This window comes from Paenibacillus sp. IHBB 10380, assembly GCF_000949425.1.
Classification (GTDB): Bacteria; Bacillota; Bacilli; order Paenibacillales; family Paenibacillaceae; genus Paenibacillus_AQ.
The window spans coordinates 1,183,090-1,197,176 of sequence record NZ_CP010976.1; the positions used below are offsets into that span (position 1 = coordinate 1,183,090).

The window sequence follows — 14,087 nt, forward strand, 5'->3', positions numbered from 1 at the left end:
GATAGTGATTAGAAGAAGGGAGTTTTTTAGTTATGTATAAGCGTTTGAGTGCTGTATTGTTTCCTGTGATGACGATATTTCTCATTGGTGCGCTCGTCTGGGGGTATCAGGAGAATCAAGAGAAGAACGCTGTATTGATAAAAGCGGAAAACCAATATCAACGTGCGTTTCATGATTTGTCTTTTCACATGGATCGGTTGCATAATGAACTAGGGAACACATTGGCTGTTAACTCAACCTCCCGTTCGATGCACCGTAAGGGCTTGGTTAATGTATGGCGTCTAACGAGTGAAGCACAGAATGAGATTAATCAATTGCCAATTGCGATGCTTCCTTTTAACAAAACAGAAGAGCTTTTGTCCAAAATTTCGAAGTTCTCTTATCAGACTTCTGTAAGAGACTTGGACAAAGAGCCTCTCAGTGAGCAGGAATTCAAAAACCTGAAGGTGTTGTATAAAGATTCAGCAGAAATCACCAAAGACCTAGAAGAGGTACAGAATAAAGTCATTACAAATCGTCTGCGTTGGATGGACGTTGAGAGTGCTATGGCAACCGAAGATAAAATGTTGGATAACAGCATTATAGATGGCTTCAAAACGGTTGATAAAAAGGTAGGAGATTATCCAGAGCTTGATTGGGGACCGTCTATGACTACGCTTGAGGATAAACGTGCAGTGAAGAAGTTAGGAGGCGTTCCAGTTACCAAAGAAGATGTTAAGCGTAAAGCAATTAAATTTGCAAATATGGGCGAAAATCCTGAGGTCCAGATTACAGAGAACGGTCAAGGTACGGAGTGGGCTTCCTTCACAGCAAAAGTTACGAACCCTAAGAAAGGAAATGTTCCATTAACCATGGACTTTACTCAAAAGGGAGGCTTATTGATTTCCTACACAGATAACCGCAAAGTAGGCAATAAGGCAGTAACGATGGACCAATCCGTAGAAAAGGCTGATAAATTTCTGGATAAAAAGGGATATCCTAATATGACGGCTGTTATGTCAGATGACTATGGGAATATGGGGAACTTCACTTATGTTCGCAAGCAGGATGATGTGCTCATTTATCCTGAGAAAATGGCGGTTCGCGTCGGACTTGATGACGGTGAGGTCATCGGATTCCAAGCAAGTGATTTTATATATGAACATGAGGACAACCGTGTCATTCCAAAGGCAAAGTTAACAGTAGAACAGAGTCGAAAAATGTTGAATCCTGAGTTTAAAGAAAAGTACAATCGTAAGGCTCTGATTAAAGATGATATGACAAATGAAGTTCTATGTTATGAATTCGGTGGCACAATTAATGGGGCTCAATACCGAATTTATATCAATACTGAGGACGGTTCTGAAGAAAGTGTAGAGGAAATGAGAACAAAGATGAAATAATATGTGAAAAAAGAAGTCTTCTGAGATCTTTATAGAAGACTTCTTTTTTGTGTAAAAGCTCTTACAGCAATCAGATACATGTTATAATTATTGTCGAATCATAAATAACATGTGGTGGTGGACAGATTTGTTACCCAAAATTAATGATCTGTTGTTTATCAGAGTAGACTCGGCTGATGAGAAGGAATATCTAAAGGAATACAAATCGAGAATTTCTGAAATGGACGATCATTCCGTTCTGATTGAAATACCTATGCAGGAAAGCAATGGACATCTAAAGAAGCTTTTCTTGGGAGATGAGCTTTCTATTTTTTTTATGAGCGAAGGCGGAGTTAAAAATTATTTCAATACATATGTAATTGGTTTCAAAGAAGATGTTATCCGAATGGTAAGACTTCAGATGCCAGCGTTAGATACCATTTCGCAAGTTCAACGTCGTACCTTTTTACGGGTCGCAGCTGAATTGGAGATATCTGTTACAACAGAGGACATGACCCGATTTGTAACTCGGACAATCGATGTCAGTGGTGGAGGTCTTTCTTTCGTATGTGATACTCGTTATGAGCTTGTAGAACAAAGTATTCTCTCTTGTTGGGTCCTAGTTACTTATAAGAACGGTTCCTTGGAACATGTTCCTTTCAAGGCAGAGATCGTACGTATAAAGGAAAATGAAGGAAATCGAAAAATAGTGATGTTGAAATTTGCCGAAATATCCGATTATGAATGTCAAAAATTAATCCGATATTGCTTCGAAAGACAATTTGATTTCCGCAATCGATAATTTCGGACGGTATAAACGAATAACGTTGGAAACGTCTGGATAAACTAACGTAAAAAATTCGGGAGTTTATGAAATGGATAAGGATAAAAATCAAATTTTCTCTAACATGAAAATGTTTGAACGATGTTATGATCAGGGTGGAAGAATCGTTAGAAAGCTACTGTTCATACTGCTAGTTGCCTTAGTTGTATTTCAAGTTTTCCTTCATATTCCGAGTTTACGGGAGGTTGTTTCATCTGTCTATAGATTGGACGGCGTGCTCGTGAAGGAGAATAATGTCAAGGATTGGTATGAGAAATTGGACTGATCTCTTTTGCATCGTCATCTTATGTGTGGTATAATTTTTACGTCGCAGGCAATGCCTGCTTTTTTCTTGAGGTTAATGTCATAGGAGGAATGCCCCATTGGTTAGGTCTGACGCAACGAATGAACAACACAGAATTAATATAGCAATTGATGGTCCTGCCGGGGCAGGCAAAAGTTCAGTAGCCCGTTTAGTGGCTGAGCAACTTTCGTACATTTATGTGGACACAGGTTCGATGTATCGCGCTGTATCATGGTACATGCTGAAGCAAGGAATTGAACCAGAAATGGTTGATGAAGTGCTTCATCATACCCTGAATATGGAGATTGAACTGATACCCGGAGTTGATGGACAGAAAGTGCTTGTGGACGGAGAAGATGTTACATATTATATCCGTACTAACCAAGTGAATGGAATAGTATCTCGATATGCGCAAATCGAGGGGCTGCGTAACCATATGGTTCATTTACAGCGGCAAATGGCTTTGCGCAAAGGCGTCGTAATGGATGGGCGCGATATCGGTACTACTGTGCTTCCCGAGGCTGAAGTAAAGATTTATATGACAGCTACTGTGAAGGAACGAGCGCTCCGCCGATTCAAGGAACTGAGTGAAGCTGAACAGACAACATTGGAACAGCTTGAGAGCGATATTGCAAAACGAGATTCACTGGATGAACAGAGAGAAATCTCTCCACTTCGGTGTGCTGATGACGCAATTGTGCTGGATACCACACATATGGATATCAATCAAGTTGTAGATACGATTGTTTCTTATTGCAGAAGAACTCAGAGGGATGGAGAGAGCGTAGAATGATTTACATTTTTTGTAGGGCGATTTTGCGTGTAATATTTACCTTTTTGTACCGATTGGAAGCAATTGGTAAGGAAAATGTTCCTAATGAGGGTGGGGTTCTTCTCTGTTGTAACCACATTAGTGTTCGCGATCCTATTGTGCTCGGAATTAAATTGAAGCGTCCGGTAAAGTATATGGCCAAGGGAGAGTTGTTTAACATCCCTGGATTTGGCTGGCTACTTCGGCAACTTGGTGCATTCCCAGTCAAAAGAGGCGGCGTGAGTAAAGAGTCCATTCGTTACTCTATTAATATTTTGCGTCAAGGTGAGATGATGGGTATCTTCCCTGAAGGAACGCGTAATTCTACATCAGGTATCGCCAAGAAGGGTGCAGCTAGTTTTGCACTTCGAAGCAATGCAGAGGTTGTCCCAGCAGCTATATTCGGTGAGTACAAGCTTTTCCGAAAAATGAGAATTGTATACGGAGCGCCAATTGATTTATCTGAATTTAAGGGTGAGGGCTCGGGCGATCAATTAGAAGCTGCAACAGACAAGATTATGTCTCGCATCTACGAAATGCAAAAGAGTGGTAAGCCATCACGCGCTTAAATGATCGTGCATGAACAATAGTACTTATTGGAAAGCTATTATCATCTATTATTAGTTTTGAACACTGCTTTAGCAGGTTTAAATAAATGGGATTTTGAATTGAGGAGGGTATTGATATGTCGGAAGAAATTAAGAATGAAGAAGTAGTTGAAGTATCAAACCAAGAGGAAATGGAACAAATCGTATCCTTGAAAAAAGGGGACACTGTGAAAGGATCGATCGTCAAACTGGAAGATAACCAAGCTTATGTAAGCATTGGATATAAATATGACGGTGTGATTCCTGTTCGTGAACTGTCTTCAGTTCAAGTGGACAATGCTTCTGATGCCGTAGCAATTGGTCAAGAAGTTGAATGTAAAATTGTAAGCATTGATGATGAAAAAGAGAAAATGGTCCTGTCGAAACGCGCGATTGATAGCGAAAATGCATGGGATGATCTAGAAAAATATTTCGAAAATCAAGAAATTATTGAAGTTATCGTATCAGACGTTGTTAAAGGCGGACTGGTAGCAGATGTGGGTGCACGTGGATTTATCCCTGCTTCCATGGTAGAACGTCATTTCGTTGAAGATTTCAGCGAATACAAAGGCCGTACTCTTCGCGTTAAAGTGAAAGAACTTGATCGTGAGAACAATAAAGTGATCTTGTCCCAAAAGGATGTTCTAGATGCAGAATTTGAAGCTAACAAGCTTGAAATTATGGCTAACCTTAAAGAGGGTCAAGAGCTTGAAGGAACGGTTCAACGTTTGACTCAGTTCGGTGCTTTTGTAGATGTAGGCGGAGTTGACGGTTTGGTTCACGTATCAGAAATGGCATGGAGCCATGTTGACAAACCTTCTGATGTAGTATCCGAAGGCGATAAAGTAAAAGTGAAAGTACTGAAGATTGATCCTGAGAAGGGCAAAATTAGCCTAAGTATTAAAGCAGCTCAACCAGGTCCTTGGGAAAGTGCTTCAGGACAATTCAATATCGGTGATGTTGTAACGGGTGAAGTGAAACGTCTAGTAGCTTTCGGTGCGTTCGTAGAGCTTGCTCCAGGAGTAGAAGGTTTGGTGCATATTTCTCAAATTTCACACAAACATATTGCTACACCGCAAGAAGTTCTAAAAGAAGGACAACAAGTCCAAGTTAAGATTCTGGACATGAACCCAGTTGAAAGACGGGTTAGTCTGAGCATCAAAGAAACAGAAGAAGCACCTGCACAAGCTCCTAGATCTGAGAAATCATCCAATAGAGCGCCAAGAGAAGAACTTAACAACCCTAACGTGTCGTTGAGTAATCAAGGACTTAGCGTTAACCTTGGAGATTTGTTTGGCGATAAGCTCGATAAATTCAAATGATTGGGATCTGATATTTGTTCATCGGCGAACCCTCCCGCGGGTTCGCCGATATTTTTTTTATGATTGCACATAATAGTATTAGCAATGAAGGAGTTCTTACGGAAGCGCTAGAATTGCTTCTGTAAACAACTTTCTACATACTAGAGCTATAAGGGACTTCATGAATCGTTAGCCAAGCCTAACGTTTTTTGATATGATGATAAACGTAAGAATTGACAGGAGGAGAGAATTATGGCAAGACCTGTTGTAGCGATCGTGGGCAGGCCTAATGTAGGTAAATCAACTATTTTCAACCGATTAATTGGCGATCGTCTAGCTATAGTAGAAGACAAGCCGGGTATTACACGTGATCGGATATATGGTGTTTCTGATTGGAACGGTAAAGCATTTAGTGTTATCGATACAGGCGGTATTGAGATTGATGGCGATGATGATATGCTTAAATCGATTCGGATGCAGGCTGAGCTCGCTATTTCGGAAGCAGACGTCATTGTATTTATGTGTGATGCTAAGACTGGGGTAACAAATTCAGATGAGGAAGTCGCTCAGATACTATTCCGTTCAGGTAAGCCTATCGTGGTAGCTGTAAACAAAGTAGATAATATTCGTCGCAACGAGGATATATATGAGTTCTATAGTCTGGGATTTGGCGATCCTATTGCCATCTCGGGAAGCCACGGAACAGGTATCGGTGATTTACTGGATGCAATTGTTATTAATCTGCCGGAGCTTGAAGATGAGGAATATGATGCTGACGTCATTAAGGTTGCTTTAATTGGTCGTCCAAATGTAGGTAAATCTTCTTTGGTTAATGCGATTCTAGGGGAAGATCGAGTGATCGTAAGTGAGGTTGCAGGTACGACTCGCGACGCTATTGATACACCGTTTGAGCGTGATGGACAACGTTACGTTATTATCGATACAGCAGGAATGCGTAAGCGAGGTAAAGTTTACGAAACAACTGAGAAATATAGTGTCATGAGAGCGATGAAAGCGATTGAGAGAGCGGATGTAGTTCTCGTGGTCATCAACGTAGAAGAAGGTATTATTGATCAGGATAAACATATTGCTGGTTATGCTTATGAAGCCGGTAAAGCTTCTATATTTGTTGTTAATAAGTGGGATGTAGTTGAAAAGGACGAGCGTACGATGAAAGATTTCGAGACGAAGATTAAGGATCATTTCTTGTTCATGACGTATGCACCGATCGTCTTTCTTTCTGCCAAGACGAAACAGCGTTTGCAAAAATTACTTCCAGTCGTTCAGCGTGTTGCACAGCAGCATTCACTACGGGTGCAGACCCATCTGTTAAATGATGTTGTATCTGATGCTGTAGCATTGAATGCACCACCAACTGACAAGGGCCGTAGATTACGAATTAACTATGCGACTCAAGTTGCTGTTAAACCACCGACCATGGTCATTTTTGCTAATGATCCGGAACTGATGCACTTCTCTTACGAGCGTTACCTAGAGAATAAAATTCGTGCAGCATTTGATTTCGAGGGGACACCCATTCGGATATTCACACGGCGTAAGTCTGATGAAAGTTAGGTGAGGTACGTTTGTTGCTGCAAATTTTTGCAATCATCATGAGCTATCTTCTGGGTTCCATTAGTTTCAGTGTTTTACTCGCTAAAATGCTCAAGGGGATTGATATCCGTCAGCATGGGAGTGGAAACGCTGGTGCTACCAATACGCTACGCATATTAGGAAAAGGGCCTGCAATTATTGTGCTCTGTCTAGATGTTATAAAAGGTATAGTGGCTGTGTGGATTGGAAAGTGGCTTGGCGGAGACAGTACATGGATTCCTGCTTTATGTGGGATTGCTGCTATCATTGGGCATAACTGGCCAGTATATTTCCATTTTCGTGGGGGAAAAGGTATTGCTACTACCATCGGCGTGATGGTAACATTTAGCTTTATACCTGCCTTATACGCAGGTATAATCGCTATTTTAATTATTTTGGTTACTAGGTATGTTTCACTTGGATCATTAGTATTTGTAGCACTCACGCCTGTATTCCTATTGATTTTAGGTGGCTATGCAGCGTCTATTTTTTGGACTAGTCTCATTATTTGCCTGTTTGCGTTCTGGCGTCATAGAGGCAATATTGTCAAAATAGCTCGGGGATGTGAGAATAAGATTGGTTCACGAGGATCTAGTAAAAGGGGGAAGCAGGGTGTCTAACAAAGTTACTGTACTGGTTGCTGGTAGTTGGGGAACAGCTTTGGCCAGCGTTCTGGCTGCCAATCATAGGGAAGTTGCTTTGTGGAGCCATAACCTCGAACAGGTTCAGGAGATTAATACTAAACATACAAACGCTCGATATTTACCAAATATTGAGCTTGCTCATAACATCAAAGCTACGAACAGCATGAAGGAGGCCGTAGATGGATCTTCTGCTGTCGTCATTGTAGCGCCCTCATCTGTGATGAGAGAAGTATGTCATGAACTAAGTTCTTTTTGGAATAAGGATATGCTTTGTATTCATGCCACCAAAGGCTTCGAAAGTGCAACGCTAAATCGAATGTCTACGGTGATCTCCGAAGAACTTGGATGCGATGAAGGTGATATCGTCGTCCTATCTGGACCGAGCCATGCTGAAGAAGTGATTCGTCAATGTCCTACAACCGTTGTAGTAGCCTCACTGAACAAAGAACGTGCTGAAGCTGCACAGGATTTATTCATGAACTCCTATTTCCGTGTGTACACCAACCGAGATATGGTTGGGGTAGAGCTCGCAGGAGCACTTAAGAACATTATTGCATTAGGAGCGGGTATGTCTGATGGTCTAGGTTTTGGTGATAATGCTAAGGCAGCGCTATTAACTAGAGGTCTTGCTGAGATTTCGCGAATTGGTGTAGAACTAGGAGCCAATCCGCTCACTTTTTCGGGCCTTGCGGGTATTGGTGACCTTGTTGTTACAGCAACAAGTCAGCACAGTCGAAATTGGCGTGCAGGTTCATTAATGGGTCAAGGCAATAAACTAGATGACGTATTGGAGTCCATGGGTATGGTTGTTGAAGGCATTCGTACGACGGAGGCTGCTCACGCTCTTGCCATTAAGCACGATGTTCAGATGCCGATCACAGATCAGATTTATAGCGTACTCTTCAAAGCGTGTGATCCTCGGATTGCAGTAGAGACACTGATGGGTCGAGATCCAAAGACAGAAATGGAAAGTATGCGGATCGAGACTTGGGAGCAGTGGCATACGTAAGACAATGAACACAATCACCTTTTTCCGTCCAGCCTCATATAATAACGTGAGGATTGACGGAGGAGGGACGAATTGTGAGCAAAAATATATCAAAAGATGCGTTGAATGCAATAAATAAAAAAAGCGGAAAAAACATTTCGGAAGGCGCAGTCAAGAAGCTTGCAAGTACGGTTAAACCGACTACGATGCAAAGTGAGGACCAGCTTCGTCAATTGATTAAGCAGGTATCCGCAATGGCTAACGTGCCCGTAAGTGAAGATACCGTAAGGGATATTGTGAGTGCTGTTAAGAAAAGTGGCATGAATCCGCAAAGCATGGAAACGCTGATGAAAATGATGATTAAGAAATAGAATCACAATGGGACACGATTTAGAGCAGAGACATGAATAGGATAGAGCCTTTGGCTTTATGCTGTTCATGTCTCTGTTTTTGCATCATAAGGTCTTAATTCATGTTATAATAACGGCATATTATGAAGAAGGAAATGGAGAGTTAGATGATATGATGGATCCTATGACTAAAATGTGGATATCCCTTATAGCGGTATTGATTATGGGATTATCTGTTTTTTTAATAACCTACGCGAGGAGTAAAACAAAAGGATTTGTTAGAGCGATGCTCTCTTTCGTAGCTTTTATTACTATGATCATTGGATTTATGGGTGGCATGGTTATATTGCTCTAAGATGTAATACTTTATATTGTGTAATACACTTAAAGGATAGGTGAAGTATTCATGCCAGCATCTTTACAACTCATTGGAAGAAGTGTTAACAAGAATGTGGAGATTCAGCTAGGCACGACCATTCTCCAGCATGCTCTTGAGCATAAGGTAGACTTTCAGAATTTATGTACTCGTGGAACATGTGCACGTTGTCGCTGTTTGATCGAAGAAGGTAGGGAACATTTGGCGGATGCAACAGAGGCAGAACATAAACGTCTTGATCCGGAAGAGCTCGAAGAGGGTTATCGACTAGGCTGTCAGACTGTTGTTGCTCAAGAGGGTATAATCGTAGCGCGAAATAAAACGTATTTTTAAGAACGGGGAAGTGACTTGAATGCAGTTCTCGGCTGACTTGCAAAATGCACTGAAAGAATCAGCATATGATCTCAATCTAACTAACAAGAAGTGGTTGCTTGGTGGGAGCTGTGGCTTGTTGCTTCAAGGTGTGAAACTTTTGACTCCTCCGCATGATATTGATCTATATGCAGATGCCGGTTCAATAAAGATACTGCACCAAGCCCTTGAGAAGTGGTCTGTGGATGAACAAGCTGTCAATCAAAGTGGTCTATATTCATCAATCTTAAGTCATTATCATTACAATGGGGCTCAAATTGAGTTAGTGGGTAGCTTTAAAGTGACTGCAGGCACATCCCACTATGAAGTGAAAGTGGAAACTTTACTTCAGCAACATGCAGTGGCTAGTGAGCTTGAGGGGGTTACTATACGCTTAATGCCACTTAGTCATGAGCTAATATTCAACTTATTAAGAGATCGTCCTGATCGTTACCAAGCGATTGCTGAAATCATGAGGGTACAACCAGAGGTTCATGCCCCTCTATTGGACGAGCTCCTGTCTAGCAACCTATTAGAGGATAAGTACTTAAAACAGTTATCTACCTTACTTGAATATTCTAGTTTGCAAAAATATAGTTAGTGTAAGTGTAAGTGTAAGTGTAAGTGTAAGTGGATGTAGAGGAAGGTGACTTATGATGGAGTATGAAGTTACATTTAAGCCGATGGGCAAGAAGATTAAGGTAAGAGTTGGCACAACGATTCTGGATACGGCCCGTAAATGTGGCGTACATATTGCGACTAGGTGTGGAGGAAAAGCTGCCTGTTTAATGTGTAAGGTGGAGCTAAGTCCACAGGAGGAGTCCGCCGTCTCTACTGCAAATGATGCTGAAAGACGTAAACTGGGTTCACTGTTGGAACAAGGTATACGATTGTCTTGTCAAGCAAGAATTCAGAATGAAATATCGGTTATCATTCCTGAGGATCCACTGAAGGCAGCGGTTCGTAAACAGCTTGAAGCGGCTAGAAACAAGGATCATGACAACGAACTCTGGTAACACCAGGGGTGTATATACACTAGGAGACGTTATAGTAAAGGATGATGTTGGCTTGACATTTAAAGTAGTTACAAAGCGAAGGAATAGGTATTATAAAAGAGTTATTTCCATGCTCATGGTGATTTTGCTTATGTTGATGGCAACAGGATGTCTTTACCCTGGAGAGAACAAAGGGCAGAGGCTAGTCTCTTATCGTGAAAGCGTGAATCGTATTCAGTTAGCAGTAGATGACTATCAGAAGGAAGAAGGCTTGCTTCCGATAATAAATGCTGACCAGGATACACCACGTTATGAGAAATTCAGAGTTGATCTTAACAAGCTGAAGAATAAAGGTTATCTCGATGAATTTCCAGCCACCTCCTTTGAGAGGGGTGGAAGTGCTTATTTTCTGATTTTAGATGAAGAGACTAACCCAACAATTAAGGTCATGGATTTAGTAACCGTTCAGAAGATCAATGAAGTACAGCTTGCTGTCGATAAATATAAAAGGAATCAAACGAATGATTTACCTGTGGGTGAAATGTTATATCCAAATGTGCACACAGTAGATCTCGTCAAGATAGGCGTCCCTAAGCTTAAGCTTGCAAGTGTTTACTCAGGGCAGGACATGAAGTTTATTATGGATGCCAAAGGGATCGTATACGCTGATTATGCCTTTGATATTATGCAGGCGATTGAGAATAGTGATACTAAACCGACAGCTAACAAGGATTTAAGAGTGTATTTAGAAGAAGCTTCACAGCTAGTGCCTGTTAAATCACTACCCTATGTGTGGGAGAATGGGGCTCCTGTGGCAAGCTCCAAATAAAACGAGATACTGTATTTTATGATTTTTCGATCCGTCTAATTAAGACGGGTCTTTTTTTTGCGTCATAAAGTCATAACTGCTGTAATTCGTGAATATAATGAGTTGGATGGCACGGACGTGTTATTTCGTGAAAGAAAGAAGCTGTCCAATTATATTAAATACCCGTCATATTGTTTTGAAATGGTACATAATATGATACTAGTCCAAATGCCCGAACGAGCAACGCCGCTTTGCCGTTCTGATCCGATTCTTTACTTCCGGCGGCGGACTACTAACGACATGACAAGGTTGCTCATCCGTAAGCTTGGTTGAGGCCTCAGATGGAACACGAAGCGGATGCTCTAAAAGCATTTTTCCTTCGGAGTAATATGAGGAGGGGATCTCTCTTGGAAAAGGTAGATATTTTTAAGGACATTGCCGAGCGAACAGGTGGCGATATATACCTGGGAGTTGTAGGCGCAGTCCGCACAGGTAAATCAACATTTATCAAACGATTCATGGAAACTATTGTACTTCCGAACATCACGAATGAAGCGGATCGAGCTAGAGCGGTGGATGAACTTCCACAAAGTGCTGCGGGAAAAACAATCATGACAACAGAGCCTAAATTTGTTCCCAACAATGCAGTACAAATTAATGTGGCTGAAGGCTTAGATGTAAACATTCGCCTCGTAGATTGTGTTGGATACGCGGTGGAAGGTGCAAAGGGTTACGAGGATGAGAATGGACCACGAATGATTTCGACACCTTGGTTCGAGGAGCCTATACCCTTTCAGGAAGCAGCTGAGATTGGCACGCGGAAAGTAATTCAGGAGCATTCTACGTTAGGTGTAGTGATAACGACGGATGGATCAATTGCTGAAATTCCCCGCGGCTCATACGTGGAGGCGGAAGAACGTGTTATCGCTGAGCTCAAAGAAGTAGGTAAACCCTTTGTGCTTGTGATTAACTCGACACGACCTAGAAGTGAAGAGGTTCTACAATTACGTAGTGAATTGGCAGTGAAGTATGATATTCCTGTCATGTCCTTGAGCGCTGCTACAATGACTGAAGACGATGTTACGGGCGTCCTAAGGGAAGTTCTATATGAATTCCCAGTTCATGAAGTGAATGTTAATCTACCAAGCTGGGTTATGGTACTGAACGAGAAGCATTGGTTGCGTACCAATTATGAGAATTCGGTTCGTGACACGGTGAAGGATATCCGCCGTCTTCGGGATGTAGATCGGGTTGTCGCTCAGTTCATGGATTATGGATTCATCGATCGTGCAGCGCTTAGTGGAATGAACATGGGTCAGGGTGTTGCCGAGATTGATTTGTTCGCTCCAGATGAATTGTATGATCAGATTCTGATGGAAGTCGTGGGCGTTGAAATCCGTGGTAAAGATCATTTGCTTCAACTCATGCAAGAGTTCTCTCACGCTAAGCGTGAGTATGACCGATTCGCAGAGGCGCTGGAGATGGTCAAGACGACGGGATACGGTATAGCCGCACCTTCACTTGCTGAAATGACACTGGATGAACCAGAGTTGATTAGACAAGGATCCAGATTCGGTGTTCGCTTGAAAGCGACTGCTCCGTCCATTCATATGATTCGAGTCGATGTCGAATCTGAATTCTCACCTATTATAGGGACTGAGAAGCAAAGCGAGGAGCTTGTACGCTATTTGATTCAGGATTTCGAGAATGATCCGATTAAAATTTGGGATTCAGACATCTTCGGACGTTCCCTACATTCCATTGTTCGTGAGGGTATTCAGGGTAAAATCGCAATGATGCCAGATAACGCACGTTACAAATTGCAGGAAACGTTAGGTAGGATAATAAATGAGGGTTCGGGTGGATTAATCGCCATTATTCTTTAGTAAATAGGATGAAGTATAAATAAAAACCGTAAGCAGGAATAACATCCTGTTTATGGTTTTTTTGTGCATAACAGTCTACATATACAAACTTAGATTCTTTCGATAGATTGTATACTGTGATGAATAACATGTCTAGGATCTTTGTTTTCTGGCAGTATTAGTTGTAAGCATGCATAGTAAATTTTTATGGATTGACAGTGATTTGTATTATTCGTATAATACCTAGTAGATAAGTTGGTTTTAGCTAAAGATGGAGTACATAATACATAAGCATAAGGAGGAATAAAATGGCTGTTCAGACATTCAAAGCTATTGCACATTTACAAGAGGGAGTTAAAGTAAAAGCCACTGCCAGAAATTTCGAGTTAACCATCGACGAGCCGAAGAGCTTGGGTGGAACGGATACGGGGATGAATCCGGTCGAAGCGCTACTAGCTTCATTAGGAGCCTGCCAATCTATCGTTGCCAGAGTCTATGCGCCAAAGTTTGATATAAAACTCGAGGATTTCAGCGTGGAAGTTGAAGGCGACCTTGATCTCGATGGTTTTTTTAACAAATCTGATGTCCGTCCGGGGTACTCCGATATTCGGTATACATTCCGAATCAAAACCGATGCACCAGAAGATAAGGTAGAGGAATTTGTACGATTCTTGGAGAGCAAATGCCCTGTTGGAGACACCATCGAAAATCCAGTTAATGTTAAATTAAACAATATCATTATTGAGCGTTAAGCCCAGACAAGATTTCTCAATAAACGAATCCGAGTAGTCCCAATTATTCTGCAATCTTAGCTCATAGTATAGAAGAAAAAAGGTCGGTTCCCTCCACTCTGGAGGAAGAATCGGCCTATTTCTGTATGGACTGAAATGGAATAAATGAACATATTAACGAAGGGGGAAGATCCGTATC

Annotated in this window: 18 protein-coding genes; all 18 read left to right on the forward strand. The window is 41.6% G+C overall.

Going from position 1 to position 14,087, the window contains the following annotated elements; translation table 11 throughout:
* Positions 1-32: 32 nt before the first annotated feature.
* The 18 genes from ypeB (at position 33) to UB51_RS05405 (ending at position 13,909) form a co-directional block, all read left to right on the forward strand.
* Positions 33-1,382, forward strand: a complete 1,350-nt coding sequence (ypeB, locus tag UB51_RS05325) for a germination protein YpeB (RefSeq protein ID WP_044876410.1) — start codon at positions 33-35, stop codon at positions 1,380-1,382.
* 127 nt (positions 1,383-1,509) lie between these two features.
* Positions 1,510-2,163, forward strand: coding sequence for a flagellar brake protein (locus UB51_RS05330; RefSeq protein ID WP_044876411.1), 654 nt, complete (start codon positions 1,510-1,512; stop codon positions 2,161-2,163).
* 73 nt (positions 2,164-2,236) lie between these two features.
* Positions 2,237-2,470 (forward strand): hypothetical protein, encoded by a 234-nt coding sequence (locus tag UB51_RS05335; RefSeq protein WP_044876412.1) that lies wholly within the window; start codon positions 2,237-2,239, stop codon positions 2,468-2,470.
* Between the two features lie 97 nt (positions 2,471-2,567).
* Positions 2,568-3,281: a (d)CMP kinase gene (gene cmk, locus UB51_RS05340; RefSeq protein WP_044876413.1), complete on the forward strand. Its 714-nt coding sequence runs from the start codon at positions 2,568-2,570 to the stop codon at positions 3,279-3,281.
* Positions 3,278-3,868 (forward strand): lysophospholipid acyltransferase family protein, encoded by a 591-nt coding sequence (locus tag UB51_RS05345; RefSeq protein WP_044876414.1) that lies wholly within the window; start codon positions 3,278-3,280, stop codon positions 3,866-3,868. Before cmk ends, UB51_RS05345 begins: the two co-directional genes overlap by 4 nt.
* 116 nt (positions 3,869-3,984) lie before the next feature.
* Entirely contained in the window at positions 3,985-5,208 is a 1,224-nt protein-coding gene (gene rpsA, locus UB51_RS05350; RefSeq protein ID WP_044876415.1) for a 30S ribosomal protein S1, read from the forward strand.
* Between the two features lie 231 nt (positions 5,209-5,439).
* Positions 5,440-6,762 (forward strand): ribosome biogenesis GTPase Der, encoded by a 1,323-nt coding sequence (gene der, locus UB51_RS05355; protein WP_044876416.1) that lies wholly within the window; start codon positions 5,440-5,442, stop codon positions 6,760-6,762.
* Positions 6,763-6,773: 11 nt separating this feature from the next.
* On the forward strand, positions 6,774-7,400 hold the full coding sequence (gene plsY / locus UB51_RS05360) for a glycerol-3-phosphate 1-O-acyltransferase PlsY (protein ID WP_044876417.1): 627 nt from the start codon (positions 6,774-6,776) through the stop codon (positions 7,398-7,400).
* Positions 7,393-8,433, forward strand: coding sequence for an NAD(P)H-dependent glycerol-3-phosphate dehydrogenase (locus tag UB51_RS05365; protein WP_044876418.1), 1,041 nt, complete (start codon positions 7,393-7,395; stop codon positions 8,431-8,433). The genes plsY and UB51_RS05365 overlap by 8 nt, the downstream gene beginning before the upstream one ends.
* A gap of 74 nt (positions 8,434-8,507) precedes the next feature.
* On the forward strand, positions 8,508-8,783 hold the full coding sequence (locus UB51_RS05370) for a stage VI sporulation protein F (RefSeq protein ID WP_044876419.1): 276 nt from the start codon (positions 8,508-8,510) through the stop codon (positions 8,781-8,783).
* 151 nt (positions 8,784-8,934) lie between these two features.
* Positions 8,935-9,117 carry a DUF2768 family protein gene (locus UB51_RS05375; protein WP_445322352.1) on the forward strand — a complete coding sequence of 61 codons (183 nt, stop codon included), beginning with the start codon at positions 8,935-8,937 and terminating at the stop codon, positions 9,115-9,117.
* Between the two features lie 51 nt (positions 9,118-9,168).
* Positions 9,169-9,471, forward strand: coding sequence for a 2Fe-2S iron-sulfur cluster-binding protein (locus UB51_RS05380; RefSeq protein WP_044876420.1), 303 nt, complete (start codon positions 9,169-9,171; stop codon positions 9,469-9,471).
* A 19-nt stretch (positions 9,472-9,490) separates the two neighbouring features.
* Positions 9,491-10,090, forward strand: a complete 600-nt coding sequence (locus tag UB51_RS05385) for a hypothetical protein (protein WP_044876421.1) — start codon at positions 9,491-9,493, stop codon at positions 10,088-10,090.
* Positions 10,091-10,145: 55 nt separating this feature from the next.
* The gene (locus tag UB51_RS05390) at positions 10,146-10,505 is read left to right on the forward strand and encodes a 2Fe-2S iron-sulfur cluster-binding protein (RefSeq protein WP_044879907.1); all 360 of its coding nucleotides are present in this window, start codon (positions 10,146-10,148) and stop codon (positions 10,503-10,505) included.
* Between the two features lie 109 nt (positions 10,506-10,614).
* Complete coding sequence (locus tag UB51_RS05395; RefSeq protein ID WP_044876422.1) at positions 10,615-11,313, forward strand: DUF3939 domain-containing protein; 699 nt, start codon at positions 10,615-10,617, stop codon at positions 11,311-11,313.
* 57 nt (positions 11,314-11,370) lie between these two features.
* Positions 11,371-11,625, forward strand: coding sequence for a hypothetical protein (locus tag UB51_RS27590; protein WP_144406960.1), 255 nt, complete (start codon positions 11,371-11,373; stop codon positions 11,623-11,625).
* A gap of 74 nt (positions 11,626-11,699) precedes the next feature.
* A complete protein-coding gene (spoIVA, locus tag UB51_RS05400; RefSeq protein ID WP_044876423.1) occupies positions 11,700-13,178 on the forward strand; it encodes a stage IV sporulation protein A in 1,479 nt (492 codons plus the stop codon).
* A 287-nt stretch (positions 13,179-13,465) separates the two neighbouring features.
* The gene (locus UB51_RS05405) at positions 13,466-13,909 is read left to right on the forward strand and encodes an OsmC family protein (protein ID WP_044876424.1); all 444 of its coding nucleotides are present in this window, start codon (positions 13,466-13,468) and stop codon (positions 13,907-13,909) included.
* The last annotated feature ends 178 nt before the right edge of the window (positions 13,910-14,087 follow it).